Here is a 21,139-nt window from a genome sequence, read left to right as displayed (position 1 = left end):
AGCGCTGCCAGCCGTTTCGACGCTGTCAATTCTGATCTGCGTCGGTCGTGCCGCCACTTTGTTGAACGACATAGTGAGTGGCCACACAGGAGGTGCGCCGGTGAAGCCAGCGTACCTGGAACGCACGCGAGCTCAGCCTGCGCCGTGTCGTCTCATGCTGCGACTCGGAAGGCGTGGTCGATGCCGTCGACTTCTCCGCTCGCCGCAAGACCAGTCCAGAGAGTAGCAGGAGATCGTCTTCAGGTTGCCGTGCAGCGTCAAGTGGCTGGAAATGCGTACGGCAAAGCGCGGAGTCGCGGTGTTCGGATGGTTTGACGTTTCGTTTCGACATGGCCATGGGTGAATTCCCCGCTATCGGGTCGTACCGAGCAGAGGATCACCATGCGACATGTTGCAATTGACCTTTGGGGAACTCGTAACGACACTCCTGCAGCGTTCCGCCATGTTCGGTTGTCCCCTCGTCCTACAGGATTTCTCACGATGAGCGAAGCTGCCAGGAAAGCACTTGAACACTTCATGGATGGCCTGAAGAAGCGCAATCCCTATGAAGAAGAATTCCATCAGGCGGTGGAAGAGGTGGCTTCTTCGGTGATGCCGTGGTACATGGAGCATTCCGAATACCATCAGGCTCAGATCCTGGAGCGAATGACGGAGCCGGATCGCATCATCATTTTTCGCGTGACCTGGGAGACAGACGACGGCGAGATTCGGGCTAACCGCGCGTGGCGCGTGCAGTTCAACCATTCGCTGGGACCCTACAAGGGCGGGCTGCGGTTTCATCCGACGGTGACCCAAAGCGTGCTGAAGTTCCTGGGCTTCGAACAGATCTTCAAGAACAGCCTGACCGGGCTGCCGATGGGGGGCGCGAAAGGCGGTTCGAATTTCAATCCCAAAGGGAAAAGCGATCGCGAGGTGATGCGGTTCTGTCACTCGCTGATGACGGAGCTGCACCGCCATATCGGCGAGGACGTTGACGTTCCGGCTGGCGACATCGGTGTTGGGGCCCGTGAAATCAGCTTTCTTTTCGGTCAGTACATGCGTCTGGAAAACCGCTGGACCGGCGTTCTGACCGGCAAGGGCTGCTCCTTCGGGGGCAGTGCTGTCCGCACGGAAGCGACTGGATACGGCTGCGTCTATTTCTGTGAGCGCATGCTGCGGCAGCACGACGAAAACATTGACGGCAAGGTGATCACGATCAGCGGCAGCGGCAACGTCGCGCTATATGCAGCCGAAAAGGCTCTTCAGAAAAATGCAAAAGTCGTCACGCTGAGTGACTCCGGTGGGTTTGTGCATATGCCCGACGGGTTAACCGTCGAACAACTGGCATTTCTGAAGGATCTGAAAGAGAAGCGGCGCGGCCGGCTGACGGAATTCGCCGACAAGTTCCGGAACGCAGAGTTTCATCGAGACGCGCACCCGTGGGGTATCAACTGTGACATCGCCATGCCGTGTGCGACACAGAATGAACTGGATGCTGATGCGGCCCGCAGCCTTATCAGGAACGGCGTGCGAGCCGTCTGTGAAGGTGCGAACATGCCTACGACCGTGGATGCCGCGAAGCTGTTTCGCGAACAGAATATTCTTCACGCTCCGGGGAAGGCGTCGAATGCCGGCGGAGTCGCTGTCAGCGGTCTGGAACAGAGCCAGAATGCCATGCGCATCAGCTGGACGCGTGACGACGTCGACAGCCGGCTGCAGACGATCATGAAGGACATCCACGACCGCTGTGTTGAATTCGGCCGACAGGACGGTCACGTGGATTACGTCGATGGCGCCAACATTGCCGGATTCAAGAAGGTCGCGGATGCGATGCTGGCCTACGGCGTCGTTTGAAGCGAGTCCATCCGGCAGACGACTGTGAAGCAATTTGCGCGGCGGGAACACAAACGGCCCGGCATTCCAGACAGGGATGCCGGGCCGGAGACAATGGAAGGCAGCGTGTCAGGCAGTTATGCGTCGAGCTGTTCCGACTGAGCGATGCGCGTCAGCTTGCCCAGTGCGGCGATTTCAATCTGGCGGATACGTTCCTTGCTGACGCCGAATTGTTCGCCGATTTCCTGCAGCGTCGCCGGAGTCTTGCGTCGGCCAAGGCCGTAACGCAGCATCAGGACTTCGCGAGACCGCGAGTCCAGCTCCCGCAAAAGACGATTTGTCGCGTCTTTGGCTTCGTTGTAGCGTCGCAGTTGTTCGACTTCCGGATCGGCGCTGTTTTCCATGTGATTGAACAGCGTGCCTTCGGTGGCAACAAACCGCTTGTTGTCGCGGTGCTTTTTTCCCACCAGCCGGTGCAGGGACCGGCGCACTGCCCACGTTGCATAGGTTGAGAAGCGAAAGCCGCGTGAATAGTCAAATCCGTTGACCGCCCTCATCAGTGCTTCATTGCCCTCGCTGATGTAGTCCCAGATGGACTCACGACTGCTCGTACAGCGGTGTGCCAGCGGGATCACCAGCCGCAGATTGTGTCGAATGACAAAATCGCGATCGGCGTCGGCGGCTTCAAGATCCTTGACGATGGCTCGCACCTTTGGCACTGACGGACGACTCGGGTCGAGCTTCGCAATCGCTCGCGCGGCACGCCGCTTCAGAAAGTTCATTCGCCGAAAATGGAAGAACTCCTGCTCCGCTGTCAACAGAGGCAACTCACTTGTGATTCCGAGGTAGTAACCGATTTCGTCGTCGCTGCGGTCCTGGTCGCGAGTCGGATTACCTTCCGGCGGATCGGTCAGAATCCTGGAAGCAGCGTTCCGGCGCTTGAACTCATCGCTGTCGACATACTTGATCTCCAGATCCACAAGCTGTCGCGCGATTGAGCGGACGTTTCTGGCCGTTACGCGGATGTTGTCGTTGAATGCAATCATGACACGGGCCTCCCTCTACAGGAGATGTTTGTTTCTTACGAAAACTGCAATGAACCAGTTGGCGCTTTCTGCAGGGACGGCCCAGCGCCGGAGCCTTAACGTGACATGCCGGGTTCGACACGAATTCCGCAACTTGAGATTGCCGACGAAGAATCCTGTTCCAGGCTGCACATTTGCAAAAGTTTTCCCTACTCCGATGTTCGATTCAGACGTCGATTCCTTACGAATATCTACGGTTTGCTCCTGACGACGACAAATCGGGATCGGCCGCCGTTGTGGACCAGCAACAGCACTCCGTCCCCCAGTGAGACGCCTTCCATGGCTTTTCGGAACTCGTCAACCGAAGCCACCCTGGTTCGCCCGACCTGGCTGATCGCCATCGCTTCCGCGATTCCTGCCAGATCCGCCGGGCTGCCAGGCTGTACACCGGTGACGACCACACCGTCAATTCCCTCAAGTTGCAGCTGTGCCGCCACATCGGGTGTCAGATTCGCGACCTGCAGGCCCAGAGTACCGAACCGCGCCGTACTTCCGGTGTCCGGCAGGCCTCCGAGCCTGGTTGTGACTTCTGCCGGCATTTGACTCAGGTGGACTGCCAGCGATTGGCGACTGCCGTCTCGGATGATCACCACGTTGTGCGTCTCGCCAACACCCGCCTGTTCCACAGCTCCCTGAAGTTCCTGCGGCGTGTGAATCGCCTTACCGTCGAACTCCAGGATCACGTCGCCTGTTCGCAGCCCCGCGTTGGCGGCGGGTGTCGTATGTCCGACATTCGTGACTACAACCCCAGACACATGATCCAGGTGAAATTGTTCGGACAATTCGGCAGTCACCGGCTGAATCGTCACTCCCAGGAACGCCCGTTGTACGCTTCCCGTGGCGATTAGCTGGTCACTGACCCACCGTGCCAGGTTGACCGGAATCGCAAATCCCACGCCCTGATAGCCGCCACTGGTTGACGAGATGGCGGTGTTGATACCGACGACCTGACCTCTGAGATTGACCAGCGGACCGCCGCTATTGCCGGGGTTGATCGCTGCGTCCGTCTGCAGAAACTCTTCCCGATCCGTGATTCCGAGTCCGCGGGACTTTGCACTGATGATTCCTGCTGTGACCGTCTCGTTCAGCCCGAAGGGCGCTCCCACGGCGATGACCCAGTCTCCGACCTGAAGCGCGTCACTGTCTCCGATGGCTGCAGTCGGCAGGTCGGCCTCGGAGGCGACCGAAACAATCGCGATATCGCTTTTCGGGTCAGTCCTCCACTGTGTTGCCGTCAGTTCGCGTCCGTCATGAAGTCTGACCACCAGGCTGGTCGCTCCGTCGACGACGTGGTTGTTGGTCAGAATGATTCCCGACTTGTCGACGATTACACCGGAACCGCTGCCATGCCGTCCCGGCTGAGTTCGCGGGCGAGGTTCGCCGGAACCGCCATACGGTGTGCTGTCGAAATACCGCTTGAAGTATGGGTGGTTCCGCAGTTCCTCGGGCAGTTGTCCGGTTTCTCTCGTTGCCGCCGTTTCGGAGAACGATTCGATCGTCACTACCGCAGGAATCACCTGCGCTGAAGCATCGCGAAACGCGTGCGACAGCGACTCCGCGTTCCCGCGAATCCGGGGCGAGTTCAGCGCCGACGGCTGGTCGTCCAGACCGTTGTTCCAGTGGATGGAGGCAACGGTTTCGGGCACCGCTGAATGGCCAGCCGACGACACGCTGGCCAGGAGGCCAATAGCCGTTCCGATTGACAGCAGACCAGCGACCAGCCATGCGGTTGCTGAGTTCCTGACGTATGTTTGCATCTTGATATTCCTCTCTTCAGTCGGAGCGAGGCTCCGGGCAGACACATTCGATTTCCATCGCTCCAGCGAATCAGCCGCAGACCGGCGAGCGATGCCGGATCACCATGCGATTCCTGTGCCGGAATTCGCCCCGCGTCTTAAGTGGCGTGACATCCACCAGTTACGGCCGCGTGCCGCACTCGACCTGGATCGGGGCGAAATTCCCCGCCTGCGTGCCGCCAACGGCGTTGCTTCGCCGGTCTGGCGTGTCGGCGGCCGCGCGGCCGGAGATTTCCGGTGCGTCACCGACTTCGAGGATGCCCATGCCACGCTGGGGAAGAATGCCCCGTTCGAAAACGCCCGGTCATGGCGCGAGCACGGACCTGCGCGGAGAACGTCTGCGCCGGCCTCCCGGATCGCGGCTACGCGGAGTCGTAGTCTTTCAGCTTCCGGTAGAGCGTTTTCCGGTCGATACCCAGGATGCGGGCGCATTCAGTCCGGTTGCCATTCACGGATTCCAGGACATAGCGGATATAGCGGCGTTCTACAGCTTCCAGAGGCTGCAGCTCATCGGGGTTGGACGTGTCGATTCGCAGCGTCGTCTGGCGATAGTCGCGAATCCGTTCCGGCAGGTCGTCAACAATCAGCTTCTCATAGCGGGTCAGCGCGACGGCTCGTTCGATCACGTTACGAAGTTCCCTGATGTTGCCGGGCCAGAAGTAGTTCATCAGCCGTTCGGCGAATGCTTCGTTGAATCCGGTGACAGCTTTGTTGTTCTGCCTTGCAAAGCTCTGCACGAGCTGCCGGGCAATCTGCAGGACATCGCCTCCCCGCGCGCGCAGCGGCGGCAGGTCCAGTTGAATGACGTTGATCCGGAAGTAGAAATCTTCCCGGAAGCGGCCTTCCTCGACGGCGGAATCCAGGTCGCGATTCGTGGCCGTCAGAATCCGTGCGTCGAAGGGAACTTCGGTGTCGCTGCCAACGGGCCGGACGGTGCGCTGTTCCATCGCGCGCAGCAGTTTCGCCTGCAGTGTGAGCGGGAAGTCGCCGATTTCGTCCAGAAACAAAGTGCCCTTTTCCGCCTGCTGGAACAAGCCGCGCCGCTCGGCGCGAGCGTCAGTGAAGGCTCCCCTGGCATGCCCGAAAAGTTCACTTTCCAGCAGCGTTTCCGGAAGCGCGGCGCAGTTGATGGCGACGAATGGTCCGTTCCGATATTCGCTGTGACGATGAATCGCTCTGGCCACAAGTTCCTTGCCCGTGCCGCTTTCACCGATGATCAGGACATTGGCCTGCGAAGGGGCAATTCGCTGAATCTGATCGAACAGCCTCAGCATCGCCGGGCAGGACCCGATCAGGTCCTCAAAGTGGCTTTCGACTTTTGGCAGCTCATCAAGACGCCGCACCTGTTCCTGCAGCAAATGGTGCCGAACAGCCCGATCCAGGACGACCGCCAGCAGCTCAAGTTCAATGGGCTTTGTGACAAAGTCCCAGGCTCCGGCCCGAATCGCGGCGATCGCGGTGTCCAGGCTGCCGAAGGCCGTCATCACCACGACCGGAACGTCCGGCCGGTTCGCAACGACTCGTTCGCAAAGCTGCAGACCATCGATGCCGGGCATATTCAGGTCGGTCAGCACGACCTGCACATCGGCGGAAGTCAGTTCTCGAAGTGCAACTTCCGGTGACGTGAACTCCGCGACTTCGAACCCGCGAAGAGTCAGGTCCGTCTTCAGCAAATCGCACATGCTTCGTTCGTCATCGACCACAATGATTCGTCCGGGCATCGTCAGGGTTCTCCCGCCGCGGCGGCGTCCATCGGCAGGTAGACGCGGAACGAACTTCCCTGATTCGGAGCGGATTCAACGGTGATCCAGCCGCCGTGTTCGGCCACGATGCCGTGTGCAATCGACAGGCCAAGCCCCGTTCCTTCGCCGACATCGCGAGTCGTGAAGAAGGGCTCGAACAGGTGCGGCAGCGCTTCCGCGTCAATGCCCTCGCCGTCGTCTGATACCGTAACCCGGACACAATTCCGACGCGTGGGCGACAAGTCGTCCGATGGTTCCGCTTCGACGACGTCCATCGAAACGCTGACATTCGCGCCGTGGTTTTTTGACATCACGGCGTTCATGATCAGGTTGGAAAAAACCTGCTGCAATTGCCCTCCGTCAGCCTGCAACCAAACGGGTGGTGAATCCGCTGCGTCGGTGATGGCAACCACTGCATTTCGTTTGTGTGCGAGTGGCTCCAGAAGGCGACTGGTCTCTTCGACGAGTACCCGCAGGTTGCATCGGTTGCGACGCGGCGTGTTGCGTCGCGCGAAGTTCAGCAGTTGCTGTACGATCCCGGTCATGCGTGCCGATTCTGCCTGAATCGTCTTCGCACTCTGAGTGGTTTCTTCGGGGCTCAGTTTGCCGCTGACAATTAATCCGGCCCGGCCACTGACAACGTTCAGTGGTGTCCCGAGTTCGTGCGCGACTCCAGACGCAAGCCTGCCGACAGTCTTCAGTCGGTCAGCGTGCCGCAACTGCTCCATGGCGGAGATCCGCTGCGAGGATTCGCGAAGAACAGCTCGCTGCGATGCATCCAGCTTTTGACACATCTGGTTGAGTGCCGTCCCAAGTTCCGTCAGTTCATCGTTGCCACCAACTTCCACCGGTGTCAGCAGGTCGCCGTCGGTGGCACTGCGTGTTTTTTCGATCAGCGCGTCAAGCCGGCGGCCGACCAGTTCAACGCCAAAGTATGTCACAAGAATCACTGCGGCGCCGAACAGGGAAGCCATCAGTACCGCCGTGCGAAGCAGCGTGTCGCGGGTGTATTCGTCCCGATTGCTGAGCGGCTCGGAAAGTTCCAAAACGTCGGCAACGCCGGGGATATTGTCAAACTGATAATACGAGCAGAACAGGTCTCCAAACTCACTGCCGCGAACAATTACGGAAACGGCGGTATCCAGAGACAGTTTCGAGCCGACATCGGCGGCCGCCAGCGGACGCTGATCGTCCGAGGCGTTCGAATGGAACGAGACCCGTCGGACCAGAATCTCACCCTTCAGCCGCTGCTGCACCTGCAGAAACTGACGCGAATCCCAGCTTCGAAAGTACGGCTCAATTGCCCTGGCCAGTTTCAGGTGGCCCTGACTGGTCTGACTGTTGATAAAGTCGACCTCGCGCTGCACCGCCAGATAGCCGCTGACACCTACCAGACCGCAGGCTGCCACCAGGAACACCAGGATCATTTTCAGCGTCAGTTTCATTGGTGCGGGTCAGGGGCGAATTCCGGATGAAGGCCGCGTGCCCGCAGTCGTTCAATGCGCGCAGGATACAGCCGCCGTCCTGATTCTACACCGGTCAAGTTGCCATGACCCGCCCGCGTTTCCAACTGCCGGATACCGACTGCCGCGCCCGGCCGATACATTTCGGCCGAGGATTCACCGCGATGACAGGCGCAGCGTGGTTACTCTTCCCGGTCCAGAATCGGGTGCCACGTGTCTTCCACCAGTTCCCAGCATTGGCCGCTGCGCCGATCGAGCCGAAGCGCCGCAAACCGGCCCTTGTCCGTGCAAACCGCCTGAACTTCAAATCGGGACCTCCCCTCGGGTCGCAACTGCTCAAGTTCCCGGACTGGAATCCAGACACCGGATTTCAACTTCCAGCACTTTCCCGTTGCCCTGTGGTACCGAATCGCCGCCCAGCGGCGGTCCGTCAAAGCCACCGTGACGACGGCGAATTGTCCGTTGCTGATCTTCGCCCGTTGTTCCGATCGTTCGGCTCGCGGAGCGTGAGCGTCTGTTTCGGCGACTCCGGGGCTGTTCAGCGCCACGCGTTGAAAGTCCCCGGATTCCGACTGCGACGTGAGCCATCCTGCCAGACAAACAAGAACGATCAGCTTCATCATTCAACACTCCCAAACAAAGTCTGAAGAAGGATCTACGCACGGTCCGGCCGCCGGACGATCAGACGCATCGATCCGGGGTCGACTTGGATTTCCGCCGGCAGTGGCGGGATCGGGTCGCCGTCACATTGCGCCGCCACACCGTTCGCGGGCGAAGTCAGCCGGATTGAGCGGCTGCGGAAACTGACAACGTGACTGCCGCCGTGTGCGGAAAATCGAAGCTTCAGCCCATGAAGCGCCGATTGAACGCGATTCGTTCCCTGAAAAACCCGAATATCCAGCATTCCGTCCGATGGATCGGCATCCGTTGCGAACTTCAGGCCGAACCCGTACTGAGGCATGTTGGCCGCGATGACGTGAGTTCCCTTTGCCGAATGCTGCCCGTCGGCTGAGGTGACCAGAATCTCCGGAAACGTGTAAGTCATGAAGCACCGCCAGATCGGCGCGACATAGCTGAGACGATGAATGTTCCCGCCGCGAATGGCGTTCATCCGTCGCACGACTGCGGCGTCGATACCGGCACTGACCATGATCAGAAATCGGTGATTACCGGCCAGACCGGTGTCGAAGACATGCTGACAGTTGTCGTGAACAAGACGTGCCACCGTCACTCCGCAGCGAGGGATGTTCAGGAATCGGGCGACCAGGTTTTCCGTTCCCAAAGGCAGTGTGGCGATCGGCAGTGAGGGATGACGATTTACAAGACTGCTCAGCGTTCCGTCGCCTCCGGCGGCAACCAGGCAGCGCAGCCGATCGCGCTGTCCTGGTTCCGCAACGAAATCGTCCAGACGCTGGCGACTGGCGAACAGGCGGACCTGGTAGTCGAGTTCCCGCAGCTCCGCGATCAGTCGTTTCAGATGGCGACCGGTCTGCCCGGTGCCTGACACGGGATTTCGCTGGATCACTACAAGATTTCGGTCCGGATCCGCGATTTCCGACAAGGCCCCGTCTCCCTCGCGATGGTCAGTCAGCCGCCGGGCTTTTTGGCAATCGTCCGCCAAACAGCAGCGACGGCAGCTCGGCGAGCGATCCTAAAACGGCCGCCCGATCAGCCACCTCGGGCACAGAACGGTCTGTGCCGCCGCGACAAATCCAGGCAGCCTGCATTCCCGCAGCAAGTGCGCCGCGGACGTCATTGTGAAGGTCGTCACCGACAACCAGTATGCGATCCGCGGAGATCTGCAGCCGGTCCGCAACGGCCTGAAAGAACTCGGGCGACGGTTTGCGCCAACCGACTTCTGAAGAGATCACGCGAACCGGCACGTCACGCAGTACGGGCAGGCCCTGGCAAACGGAATTCAGCCGACGGTCGAAATTCGAAGCGATGGCGACCGGAACTCCCGCCGCGAAGATCTCGCGGACTGCAGGTTCGACGTCGGGAAAGCAGCACCAGTTCCGGGCGTCTTCAAAGTGAGCAAACAGGTCATCGAAGCAGTTCTGAAATCCGTCGGACTGCGGGCACAGTGTGTGAATCAGATCGGCCCAGAACTGCCGCTCCGTCGCTTCGTCGGTCCGCAGAGCGTCTCCCAGTGAGCGGCTTTCCAGTGCCGTTCGGACGGCAGTCTTCACCTGTTCGGCGGCAACGTCAATTCCGCAATGGCGACGAATGGCGGCGGCATAAGTATCGGCCACAGACGGCTGCGGAAACATCAGTGTCCCCACCGCGTCAAAGACCACTGCGGACACGCTGTCAAAGGACGAACCTTCAACAGAGGAATTCAGAACCTGCGACGCCGACGGTTGGGTCATGTCTGCAAACGGCCCGAAGTCGCTTCGCGGCAAACGAAGCCGTATTGACCTGGAAGTGGAAACTGAAGTGTAATTCGCCCTTTTTTGCAGCCGGGAGACGCCAACAGGGCAACGGGCTGATGCTGACCACGTTCGACAAGTATCTGCTGGGACGCATGCTGCACACGTTTGCCGTGTTCTTTGTGGCGACCTACGGGTTGTACATCGTCATCGATCTGTTTACCAATATCGATGAGTTTCAACTGGGCGTTTCGGCCGCGGCGGCGGAATCCGCGAAGCTGGGCCACGCGATGTCCGCCAGAGACGAGCTGCTGGATCTGCTGATCCGCATTGCTGAGTACTATGCGTTTCGTGCGGCCGAATTCTTCGAACTTGCCGGGCCGATCCTGATTGTCGTGTCCGTCGTCGCTGTGCTGGGTTTGCTGGAAAAGCACCGCGAATCACACCCCGTGCTGGCCGCCGGGATTCCCGCGTTCCGACTGCTGCGCCCGTTTCTGTTTGGAGCCGCGCTGCTGAATGCGGCGCTGGTCGCCAACCAGGAAGTTGTCCTTCCCAACATCGCCGTTCAGCTGCAGACTCCGCGCAGCGATCACGCCAGAGTACAGCGAGTGGAACCGGTCTATGACTATTCCAACTATCTGATGCACATCGACGGTGAGCAGGTGATTGTTGAGGAACGACGACTGAAGGAAGCCAGTTTCAACCTTCCCCGGGAACTGGCGGTGGAGGTTTGTGCGCTGCGAGCGGAATCCGCCGTTTACATCGACGAAAACGGCGAACATCCGCCGGGCTGGCTGCTCCACAACCTGACCGGTGTCTTTGACGAAGAACTGCTGACCGAAGAAGGCCGGCGCCGAGTGAAACCGCATCCCAACGGGACGGACGTATTTGTCGTGTCCGATGTCAGCTTTGACCAGCTCTACAACCGCGGACGAAACCTGAAGCTGCTTTCGTCCGCGCAGCTGATCGAGCGCATCCGCAATCCGTCAACCGGGCCGGTTCCCGTTCGGGGTCAGAGTCTGGCGCTGCATTCGCGAGTCACCCGGCCCATCCTGTCGATGCTCAGCATTACCATCGCGCTGCCGCTGGTGATGCGGCGCGAATCGCGGAGCCTGATCGCCAACATGGCGATCTGCGCGGCGGTGCTGGGATTCTTCTATGTGTTTACCCAGGGCAGCATAATTCTGGGCAGCTCCGGCCTGATTTCTCGCCCGGACCTGGCGGCGTGGATTCCCGTCATCGTGACAGGAAGTACGGGCGTCTGGACCGCTGGTTATGTGCAGACATAGCAGCCGGTTCGGCGTGGCCCGATGCTGCATGGTTCGGGCCACGACGCGGCACCGGTATCCAAAGTCATGGACGAGGCCACGAGTCCTGAACCACAACGGGAGCTACGGAACTCGCAGTCTCGCCCACTACGGAAACGAGCAGTTATCAGTTGGAACGACGTGCTACTTCGCTGCTGCCAGTGCGGCGTCGTAGTTGGGATGTTCGGTGATTTCGCTGACGTACTCGGCGTGTTTCACCGTGCCGCTTCCATCAACCACAAAGACCGCTCGAGCCAGACAGCGGTCCAGCCCGCCGCCCTGAATCAGGACGCCATAGTCTTCACCGAACTTCGTGCAGCGATGCGCGCTCAGGGTCTTCACATTTTCGACGCCTTCCGCTCCGCACCATCGCCCCTGACCGAACGGAAGGTCCATGCTGACGACCAGTACTTCAACGCCCGACATCTTTGCGGCTTCGTCATTGAATCGCTTTGTCTCGGCGTGACAGACGCCGGTGTCCAGCGACGGAACCGTCGCGATGATCCGCGTCTTTCCGGCGCTGGCGGCAAGAGTCACTTCTTCCAGAGAATTGCTTTGCAGTGAGAAATCGGGGGCCTTGTCTCCGGCGGCCAGGGCCTTTCCGGCAAGGTTGACGGGGTTTCCCTTCAGAGTAACGGCACCGCTGCGAACGTCTGTCATGTCTGGCTTCCTGTCGAAGGTGGAGAGATTTCAAAGTCAAAGAATTGTGGGGCGCGTAGTATGCCGCTTCGTTCGAGCGTTGCAACCGGCTTCAGACCGTCCAGTCGCGCTCGGCGCGGGATCGCAGCAGGTTGGCGTCGGCGTCATCAATGAATTCTTCGGTCACGGGATCGATCCGCAGCTTTCGTCCCAGAATCCACGAAATTGCAGCCGCGTGGCAGGCGATGTGAGAACGCCGCATCACGTCCGGGTTCGCGTTCGTGATCCCGCGGCTGCGGATGCAGTCGAAGAAGTTGCGGGAATGTGCCGACACGTCCAGGCCGCGAACTCGCTTCGACGGATCCGGCAGTTCCTTCTTTAGAGAATCCGATGAAACCACGATCTCGCCTTCATCGCCGGTCTCTACAGAACCTTCGTCGCCGATAAACCGCACCGGGCACGTGCCCAGACGTGTGATGTAATGCGGCGACCGGTCGCCGAACGGATCAGGCAGGAAGTCGATGATCAGCTTCACGCCGTTTTCATAGTGGCAGACGATCTTGTCTTCCATCGGTTCGTATTCGATCGGCATCGTCATCGGCCTGGTTGGCCCACTGGCAGAGATCAACCGTGTGAGCACCCCAGTCGTGCAGGCGAGCGCCGGAATCGAAATCCCACTGGCCGCGCCAGCGACCGTCGACGTACTTCTGATTAAACGGCCGCCATGCCGCCGGACCCAGCCACAGGTTCCAGTCGACGACGTCCCGATGGGGCGTCGGTTCCGCGGGCAGCCACGTGTTATCCAGCACCGGCATGTAGATTGACGCGTGCAGTGTGTGAAGTTTGCCGAGCTTCCCGGTATGAGCGAACTCGACCGCCTTCTGAAAGTTCGGAACGCTGCGGCGCTGAGTACCCGCCTGGAAGACTCGCTGTTCAGCGTGCATCGTGTCGGCCAGATCCTGGCAGGCTTTGATCGTAATGCCGCAGGGCTTTTCACTGTAGACGTCCTTGCCGGCCTTCGCCGCGAGAATCGATGCCGCCGCGTGCCAGCGGTCACCGGTCGCCACGATTACGGAATCGATGTCATCGCGGTCCAATAGTTCGCGCAGGTCGCGGTACAGCACGCAGTCGGTGTTGCCATAGTGTTCGTCGACCAGTTTCTTCCCGGCATTGCGTCGGGATTCCTGCACGTCGGCGATCGCAACGCACTGAATGTCTTCGAACTGCAGCATCGATTTCAGGTCGTAGGTGCAGCGCGGTCCGATGCCGATAACTCCCAGCGAGATCTTGTCACCGGGCGCCGTTTTTCCTTCGCGTCCCAGCACTCGAGCGGGCAGAACCGTGGAAGCCAGTGACGCCGCAAACGCGGTCGTGGCCGTGCCGGCAAGAAAGTCGCGGCGAGTCGTGCTGACGGGTGTTTTCATGGAAGCGCACCTTCTGCAAAAAAACGAGACAGCCTGCAGGAAACCAGGCGGACTGCGTGTCCGGAAACTTCAGCCTTCCGCAGGTTCGTCCGGCGCGCGGCAAAGTTCAAGCGTTCGTCGTGAGGAGTATTCCCGGTCGGCGCCATGGAGAATTCCCGGTGACCTCTGGTAACATCTGCCGCAGGTGACTTCACGTTGCTGCTGCGTCCAGCCCGTCCTTTTCTGCAGAGCGAACCGTCATGTTCACGTCCAGCATCCTGCGCCGCGAGTTGTCAGGAACCTTGTTTGTTGTGGTAGCGGCCTCCGTTTGTGCGGATGCGTGTTTCGCGCAGAACGCCGCGGTGACTGCAGGTCCGGAAACCGCTGTCGGATTCGCAACGAAGTCTGTTCGGATTGAAGACGTCTCACTGACAGTTCCTGCCGGGATTCACGTCACCAAAATCGCCGGCGAGCCGCTGGTGACGTGGCCGGTTGTCGCCGACTGGGACCAGCAGGGACGCCTGGTCGTTGTCGAATCGGGCGGAGTTAGCCGGCCAATCGCCGAACACAACGAAAAGCGTTTGCATCGTGTCGTGAGACTCGTCGATGAAGACGGCGACGGAACGTTCGACAGCCGGATCCTTGCGGCCGACCAGCTTCCGTTTGCCGAAGGCGTGCTGTGTGTCGGCAATAGTCTGCTGGTGTCCGCGCCGCCGCAGATCTTTCGTCTGATCGACAACGACAACGACGGCGTCTGCGAACAGCGTGAAATCTGGTACGACGCCGGAACAATCACCGGCTGCGCAAACGACCTGCATGGACCGTACGAAGGCCGCGACGGCTGGATCTATTGGTGCAAGGGAGCGTTTGCGGAACAGACTCACGAACTTCCCGGTGGAAGAAAGCTGGTCAGCTCCGCCGCTCACATGTTTCGCAGACGACTGGAAGGCGGACCGGTTGAACCCGTGATGACCGGAGGCATGGACAACCCCGTTGAAGCCGCGTTTCTGCCTTCCGGCGAACGATTCTTCACCAGCACCTTCCTGCAGCACCCTCGCGATGGCGCGCGAGACGGGGTTGCCCACGCCGTGTACGGCGGCGTCTATGGCAAGGATCACGACGTCATCAACGGACACCTTCGCACGGGAGATCTGATGCCGATCACGGTGCAGTTCGCCGCCGCTGCTCCCGCCGGCCTGGCGTACCTGGAATCGCCGCGAGTTGCGTCGCTGGTGTATTCCGATCCCGTCAATGTCCTCGTCGCGGCGCAGTTCAACCTGCACCGCGTTTCGCTGCATTCACTGACACCCGACGGAGCCGGGTTTCGGTCCGAAAACCGGGATCTGCTGGTTGCGGATCGCATCGACTTCCATCCGACAGAAGTGATCGAAGACGCGGACGGCAGCCTGATCGTGATCGACACCGGCGGCTGGTACGACCTGTGCTGCCCGAGTTCTCATGTCGACCAGAAAACCGCGGCCGGAGGCATCTATCGGCTTTCACCAGAATCGACGCCGGCCACCGCAGCGACGCGGCGATCGTCGCCCGCGGCCAATGCGCCGATCGACCGGCTCGTCGCTGACATCAGCTCCGTCGATTCGATTGCCCGCCGTGCCGCGACCGCCGAACTGATCCGTCGCGCCGACGAATCGACGCCAGCACTGACGAAACATATGATTTCATCGGAGGTCGAAGTTCGCCACCGCACCGACGCACTTTGGGCCTTGTGCCGCATCGGTTCTCCGGCCGCGCTGGAAGCGATCACAGGCGTGCTGAACGACCAGGCAGCACCGGACTCACTGGCGAGTGCGGCGGCTCACGCAGTCAGCGTGAATCGCTGGAAGGCGGCCGTCGAACCGCTGCAGCGACTTGTTGTATCGCAACAGTCACCGCAGGTTCGCCGAGCCGCCGCGGAAGCACTGGGCCGAGTCGGCAGCCACGAATCCATCGAGCCTCTGATGCAGGCGATTGCATCAGTCCGCGACGACAGGATTCTCGAACATTCGCTGTTGTACGCCCTGATGGAACTCGAACAGACGGACACTGTCCGCGAATACCTGACTGCCGGCGACTCGCTGCAGCGCCGAGCGGCGATGATTGTTCTGGATCAGACGAGACCTGACTTGCTGAGTCTGTCGGAGACGTTTGCCGCCGCTCAGTCAGATGACGACGCGCTCCGCAAAACGGCTTTGGACATTTTGAAGTCACACCCGCCGGCATCACCGTCGCCGGAGATTCTGCGACAGATTCAGTCGGCGTGGGAAAACACTGCGGAGTCGCTCGAAATCCGCGACCAACGCACAGACGCGTACGCACGCGAAGCGGAACTGCTTGCCACTGTCGTTGCCGGTTGGAGTACGCAACTGGACGTTCAATCGATGATTGCCGGTTGGATCACCGCAGCGCCGCAGCGAACCAAATTTCAGCAGCAGTTGCTTGTCGCTCTGCTGGATGCATTTCCTGAGAACGAATTGCCGGCATCCTGGCCAGACCCCGTGGCGAACTGGCTGCAGGAGACTGATTGGGATATCGCATACCAGATCGCTGAGTGGCTGGCGGATCATCCGCAGGGTTTGAAGCCGGACTCCGGGCTCTCTCGGTCTCTGGTGCGCGTGCGGAAGAACAAACCACTGACCCTCCATATCCTGTGCCGGTCATATTCCTGTCTGCACTGCCGCCACGGACGCCAGTGAGAGAGACACTCGCGGACGTCGTCGTTGGATACCTGCTGGCTGAGGAAGAATTAGTCACTCCTTACGCTGCCACGGCTTTGGAACGTTTGCGTCTGCCTGTCGACGCGGCTCGCCGACTTCTCGATCACATAGACGCGGTTGCGCCGCTGCATCTGCCGACGGTGCTGGCCGCGATCAGTTCGCTGGAAGATGATGCTCTCGATGCCGAAATGCTCGATCGGCTGAAATCGGTGCGAACGGCGCGAACACTGTCGGCCAGCCAGATCACAAACCTGTATCGCCACCGCAGTGGCGAACTTCAGCGGCACGCGGCAGAACTTGTCGAAGCGATAAAACAGCCGACTCCCGACATTCGGCAGCACGTCAACGAGATGCTGGGCCGACTGAAACCCGGTGACCGATTAAAGGGATACGAAGTCTTCCGCAGCAGCAAAGCGGCCTGCAGTGCCTGCCACAAGATTGGTTACGTCGGCACCAGCATCGGCCCCGATCTGTCACGCATCGGCGGAACTCGCACCCGCTATGATCTGCTGGAGGCCATTCTGCATCCCAGTTCGCGGCTGGAACAAAGCTATCAGCCGGTCAGCGTCGTCACCGTCGACGGGCTCACGCACAACGGCATCGTGAAATCGCAAACGGCCGACCGGATTGAACTGGTCACCGGTCCGAATCAGACCGTGACGCTGAACGCTGCCGACATTGAGGAACAGCATCCCAGTGACGTTTCCATCATGCCGAAAGGTCTGGACGAACAGATTTCCATCGAGGAATTGTCCGACCTGATGGCGCTCCTGGAAGCCGCTCGTTAGCCGGCAGAAGTCAGCCATTCAATGCGGGCGAATACGTCACTCGCGCGAGCCGGGAGTGACTTTCAGCGGAACTTCCTCGTCGTTCCGCTTCACGACGATTTCGACCTCCTGGTCGATCTTCAGAGCTTCGATGGCGTACGTGTAGTCGTAGATGTTTTCGATCTTTCTCCCGGCCAGCATCACGATCACGTCGCCGCCCTGGATTCCGGCGGTGTCGGCCGGGCCGCCCTTTGAGACTCCCGACAGCAATACTCCCTTGACGTCAGATTCCGCGTAGTCCGGGATCGTGCCAAGGTAGGCACGCAGATTGGCGCGGCGCTGGCCATCCTTCGGACGATCCTGCGACACGTACAGCGGCGCCTTTTCGTCGGCGATCAGCGAGCGGCAAACCAGGCTCATCAGGTGAGCGATTTTCGAAATGCCTTCGTAGTTCAGCTTTTCGGGTGTATCGCGCGGAGTGTGATATTCGCCGTGATTGCCCGTGAAAGCGGACAGGATGGGGACACCGTGCATGAAGAAGACGCTGGCGTCGGTGGGAAGGTAGCTGTCCTGCTGCAGCGTGACCGGCAAACCCAGCGGCACGTTGGCTTGTTCGATCAGCCGGTCCCACGCTGTGGAGGAACCGATTCCCTGCAGAATCAGTTTCTCCTGCATGCGCCCGACCATGTCCATATTCAGGCACGCGGCAACGTACATGTGCAGTCCGCCGGTATTCGGCCCGGATGTGTCGTCGCTGGCTTCGGCGTTCTGTTCGACATCGGGTGCGTCCGGATTCTGTGCATCGGATTCCGGCTCGGAACCGCTCAGCGCCGCGGCGTGCTGAGAAAACAGCGTTTCCAGTTGCTTCACATAGTGGCTTGATCCCAGCAGCCCCAGTTCTTCACCCGACCACGCAGCAAAGACCACGTCGCGCTTTCCTGCCAGTGCTCCGGCATCGCGCGCCTGAGCCAGCGCTTCCGCGATCTGCAGCATCGCGGCGACACCGGACGCGTTGTCATCGGCTCCAAAATGGATCTGCGACTGCTCATCATCGCGCGCCAGGGAATTGGAATTTGATCCCGCTCCCAGGTGATCAATGTGCGCACCGACGACGACGATCTCATGCGCGGGAGCGTCGCCGAGCTGCAGGCGTCCCAGCACATTGCGGCCCGTTTTCCTTTCCTGTTGAACATCGATGACGGCGGAAAGCGATACTCCCGGAATCGGAAATCCCATCGCGGGGTCGCCCGAATCCAGCTTCTTCTGCAGCGTCGCCAGGCCCCGACCCGCCGACTTCAGCCATTCCCCCGCAACTTCATTCGTCACGCTGATCACCGGCAGACTTGTGCCGGCGAGCGAGCCATCGAACTGCAGCGGAATCAGCTGTTCCCGCACGCCGGATGTCGGACCGCTGACAAGAATCAGCCCGCGAGCTCCCATGTCGCGCAGCTTCATCGCTTTGAATCGCAGGCTGCTGAACCGGGCGAAATACTGGCGGCGTTCGGGAGTCAGATCCTCCGGCATGAACCGAAATGCAAGCACCCATTTGTCTTTGACGTCCAGATGCACGAAGGAATCGTACTCCTCAAAGCCTTCACCTTCCGGCACCTGAATTCCGTAGCCCGCGAAGACGACATCGGCCGGTGCGAATTCGCCCGTCGCGGAAAACGCAAGCGGCAGCCAGTCAGCGCCGGGCTGGTAATTCTTCGTCGCGGTCAGTTGATCGGTGGCATTCCGTGTTGCGCTGTCAGCGTTTTTTGGCGCATCTGCCTGCGATCCCGGTTTGGCATCGCTCTGTTCGTTCGGCGCGATGACTTCATCAGCAGGTCGAAAACTGGCAATCAGTCGGTTGTTCTCCCCGGTCGAAACGCCGGAGGTGAATTCGAATTCCTGAAACCACGTGTCGTCGTCGCCGGCTGGTTCCAGTCCCAGCGTTTCCAGATACAGCGCCACGTAGTTCGTCGCAAGTTTTTCGCCGCGCGTTCCCGTCAGGCGGCCCTGCAGTTGCGGGCGGCACAGGTACTCGACGTGTCGCACGGCATCGGCCGCGGCGAACGCCGATCGCTGTTGCGGCTTCCGGCCGGTCGCCGCCGAGGCCGGAGTTTCCGCGATCGTCGCCGGCAACGCAGCTTCCAGTCCGAGTGCCTCCAGCGCGTGCCGATGATTCCATTCCGCCAGAAAGATCTGCGACTGGTTATTCGTCGTGCGGTTTGTTGTCCACGAAAGCTGCGTTCCGTCCGGAGTGAACACCGGAAGCCCGTCAAAGCCCGGCGTATGCGTGACTCGAACGGGTTCATGCTGACCATCGACATCGATCAGGTACAGTTCGAAATTCGCGAAGCCGTGACGGTTTGTGGTAAAGATCAGGTACTTTCCCGAAGGATGGTAAAACGGAGCCCATGACATGGCTCCAAGGTGTGTCAGGCGCTTCTGGTCGCTGCCGTCGATGTTCATCGTCATGATTTCGGCCGTGGCGCCGTTTTCGGAAAAGCGTCGAAAACAGATGCGGATTCCGTCAGGAGAAAAGAAGGGGCCGCCGTCGTAGCCGGGAGTCGTCGTCAGCCGGCGAACATCGCTGCCGTCGGCGTTCATCAGATAGATGTCCATCGCCCACGACGGATCCAGCTCAAACTTCTGCCGTTGTTCTTCGGTCAGAGCTTCTTCGTACGCAGAGCGATTCGAAGCGAAGGCGATCAGGCTGCCGTCCGGCGAATACGATCCTTCCGCGTCGTAGCCGCGAGCGTTCGTCAGGTGACGGTAGGCATCCTTCGACAGGTCATATTCGATGATGTCGAAGAATTCGTCGTAGTCCCACGAATAGCGCTTCTGCGCACCGGATTCACGAAGCTCGATTTCGGCTTTCTGTTCGGCGACGGCATCCGGATCGTCCTGAGTCGACGCGTACAGAACCCGGCCGCCATCCGGATGAATCCAGGCGCAGGTTGTCTTGCCGGTGCCGGGAGAAATCCTTCGCGTGGCTCCGTTGCCGAAATCCAGCAGATAGATCTGAAAGAACGGATTGCCGGGTTCGCGTTCACTTTGAAAGACCATCCGCTGTCCGTCGGCGCTGAAATAGCCTTCGCCCGCTCGGCGGCCTTCGTAAGTCAGTTGCCGAGTTCGCGACAGAAACTGTCCTTCCAGCCTTGTTGCCGCCGCGGGGTTTGTCACCGTGATGTCGTCGTCCTGAGCCGTTGCGGTGTTCGCGGACAGTGAGGACAATGACGCGACGAGTACGAGCGTCACAGCGGAAAAACGAAGCGAAGTCATCGAAAGCATCCTGAGTCAGTGTGATTGGTTCCCGTCAGAGGGACGCCGGTTCGCGAGACACCGCCGATTATAGCGCCGTGCGGGTCCCGCGTCCCAGCGCGGAACAGAGCGAACACCATTGCCGGGGCACTCCGGCGTCGTGATAACGAGTTCTTCAGCCATCCGTAACGTCCCGTGGAGAAACCGTCCATGCAGCTCCTGTCATGTCGCCTGAATCGTTCGACAACGAACCGCCGTGTCCTGATCACGGCGGCACTCCTGATCTGCTCAACACCGGCTGTCGGGGAGGTCGTGGAAACTGCGGAACACGGATTCGCATTGAAGCAGACGTACCAGATCAGCGCCGCACCGAGCACCGTGTATCGCACACTGGTCGACATCGCGGGCTGGTGGAGTTCCGACCATACATTTTCCGGCGACAGCAATAATCTTTCGATGACGGCGGAACCCGGTGGTCTGTTTCAGGAAAAACTGCCCGACGGCGGCTTCGTTCAGCACATGCAGGTGATCCATGTGCGACCAAATCGAATGCTGCGGCTGTCTGGAGCTCTGGGACCGTTGCAGGAACACGGCGTGAATGGAGTCCTGACGGTGACTCTCGAAGAAAAAGGCGCTGGAACCGAACTGGTTGTGACGTACAACGTCGGCGGTTTCGTCCCGAGCGGACTTGCCAACTGGGCCATGCCTGTGGATCACGTTCTGGGCGAACAATTCGGCCGACTGAAGGAACGAGCCGAAGAAGCGGTCGCCGAGCGATGAGCTGCTGATTTGCCTC

Annotated in this window: 16 protein-coding genes; 5 read left to right on the top strand and 11 right to left on the bottom strand. The window is 60.1% G+C overall.

The features are described from left to right. Nucleotides 1–480 precede the first annotated feature (480 nt). A complete protein-coding gene (gene gdhA, locus R3C19_11130; protein MEZ6060909.1) occupies nucleotides 481–1,833 on the top strand; it encodes an NADP-specific glutamate dehydrogenase in 1,353 nt (450 codons plus the stop codon). 116 nt (nucleotides 1,834–1,949) lie between these two features. Here the strand turns inward: gdhA and R3C19_11125 are convergent, their stop codons facing one another. The 7 genes from R3C19_11125 to R3C19_11095 form a co-directional block, all read right to left on the bottom strand. Next, the gene (locus R3C19_11125; protein MEZ6060908.1) at nucleotides 1,950–2,858 is read right to left on the bottom strand and encodes a sigma-70 family RNA polymerase sigma factor; all 909 of its coding nucleotides are present in this window, start codon (nucleotides 2,856–2,858) and stop codon (nucleotides 1,950–1,952) included. 230 nt (nucleotides 2,859–3,088) lie between these two features. Next, on the bottom strand, nucleotides 3,089–4,654 hold the full coding sequence (locus R3C19_11120; protein ID MEZ6060907.1) for a Do family serine endopeptidase: 1,566 nt from the start codon (nucleotides 4,652–4,654) through the stop codon (nucleotides 3,089–3,091). A 401-nt stretch (nucleotides 4,655–5,055) separates the two neighbouring features. After that, nucleotides 5,056–6,414 (bottom strand): sigma-54 dependent transcriptional regulator, encoded by a 1,359-nt coding sequence (locus R3C19_11115; GenBank protein MEZ6060906.1) that lies wholly within the window; start codon nucleotides 6,412–6,414, stop codon nucleotides 5,056–5,058. A gap of 2 nt (nucleotides 6,415–6,416) precedes the next feature. Further along, nucleotides 6,417–7,880: an ATP-binding protein gene (locus R3C19_11110; GenBank protein MEZ6060905.1), complete on the bottom strand. Its 1,464-nt coding sequence runs from the start codon at nucleotides 7,878–7,880 to the stop codon at nucleotides 6,417–6,419. Between the two features lie 200 nt (nucleotides 7,881–8,080). Further along, a complete protein-coding gene (locus tag R3C19_11105) occupies nucleotides 8,081–8,521 on the bottom strand; it encodes a hypothetical protein (protein MEZ6060904.1) in 441 nt (146 codons plus the stop codon). 32 nt (nucleotides 8,522–8,553) lie between these two features. Further along, a complete protein-coding gene (locus tag R3C19_11100) occupies nucleotides 8,554–9,459 on the bottom strand; it encodes a diacylglycerol kinase family protein (protein ID MEZ6060903.1) in 906 nt (301 codons plus the stop codon). Nucleotides 9,460–9,481: 22 nt separating this feature from the next. Beyond that, a complete protein-coding gene (locus R3C19_11095; GenBank protein ID MEZ6060902.1) occupies nucleotides 9,482–10,267 on the bottom strand; it encodes an HAD-IIIA family hydrolase in 786 nt (261 codons plus the stop codon). A 119-nt stretch (nucleotides 10,268–10,386) separates the two neighbouring features. Between R3C19_11095 and R3C19_11090 the strand changes: the two genes are divergently transcribed. Next, nucleotides 10,387–11,556, top strand: coding sequence for an LptF/LptG family permease (locus R3C19_11090; GenBank protein MEZ6060901.1), 1,170 nt, complete (start codon nucleotides 10,387–10,389; stop codon nucleotides 11,554–11,556). A gap of 162 nt (nucleotides 11,557–11,718) precedes the next feature. Here R3C19_11090 and tpx read toward each other — a convergent pair whose 3' ends face one another. The 3 genes from tpx to R3C19_11075 form a co-directional block, all read right to left on the bottom strand. Further along, nucleotides 11,719–12,234 carry a thiol peroxidase gene (gene tpx / locus R3C19_11085; protein MEZ6060900.1) on the bottom strand — a complete coding sequence of 172 codons (516 nt, stop codon included), beginning with the start codon at nucleotides 12,232–12,234 and terminating at the stop codon, nucleotides 11,719–11,721. 91 nt (nucleotides 12,235–12,325) lie between these two features. Continuing rightward, entirely contained in the window at nucleotides 12,326–12,784 is a 459-nt protein-coding gene (locus R3C19_11080; protein ID MEZ6060899.1) for a hypothetical protein, read from the bottom strand. Beyond that, the gene (locus R3C19_11075) at nucleotides 12,756–13,637 is read right to left on the bottom strand and encodes a Gfo/Idh/MocA family oxidoreductase (GenBank protein ID MEZ6060898.1); all 882 of its coding nucleotides are present in this window, start codon (nucleotides 13,635–13,637) and stop codon (nucleotides 12,756–12,758) included. The genes R3C19_11080 and R3C19_11075 overlap by 29 nt, the downstream gene beginning before the upstream one ends. Before the next feature lie 239 nt (nucleotides 13,638–13,876). On the opposite strand from R3C19_11075, the gene R3C19_11070 reads away from it, so the two are divergent. Further along, nucleotides 13,877–16,309 (top strand): HEAT repeat domain-containing protein, encoded by a 2,433-nt coding sequence (locus R3C19_11070; GenBank protein ID MEZ6060897.1) that lies wholly within the window; start codon nucleotides 13,877–13,879, stop codon nucleotides 16,307–16,309. Next, nucleotides 16,306–17,118 carry a hypothetical protein gene (locus R3C19_11065; protein MEZ6060896.1) on the top strand — a complete coding sequence of 271 codons (813 nt, stop codon included), beginning with the start codon at nucleotides 16,306–16,308 and terminating at the stop codon, nucleotides 17,116–17,118. Before R3C19_11070 ends, R3C19_11065 begins: the two co-directional genes overlap by 4 nt. A gap of 36 nt (nucleotides 17,119–17,154) precedes the next feature. Here the strand turns inward: R3C19_11065 and R3C19_11060 are convergent, their stop codons facing one another. Beyond that, complete coding sequence (locus tag R3C19_11060) at nucleotides 17,155–20,364, bottom strand: M28 family peptidase (GenBank protein ID MEZ6060895.1); 3,210 nt, start codon at nucleotides 20,362–20,364, stop codon at nucleotides 17,155–17,157. 189 nt (nucleotides 20,365–20,553) lie between these two features. On the opposite strand from R3C19_11060, the gene R3C19_11055 reads away from it, so the two are divergent. After that, nucleotides 20,554–21,123, top strand: a complete 570-nt coding sequence (locus R3C19_11055; GenBank protein MEZ6060894.1) for an SRPBCC domain-containing protein — start codon at nucleotides 20,554–20,556, stop codon at nucleotides 21,121–21,123. Nucleotides 21,124–21,139: the final 16 nt, after the last annotated feature.

Source organism: Planctomycetaceae bacterium (assembly GCA_041398785.1).
In the GTDB taxonomy this organism is placed as follows: Bacteria; Planctomycetota; Planctomycetia; order Planctomycetales; family Planctomycetaceae; genus JAWKUA01.
The sequence above is the reverse complement of the archived record's forward strand: the minus strand, read 5'-3'. Positions and strand labels throughout refer to the sequence as shown.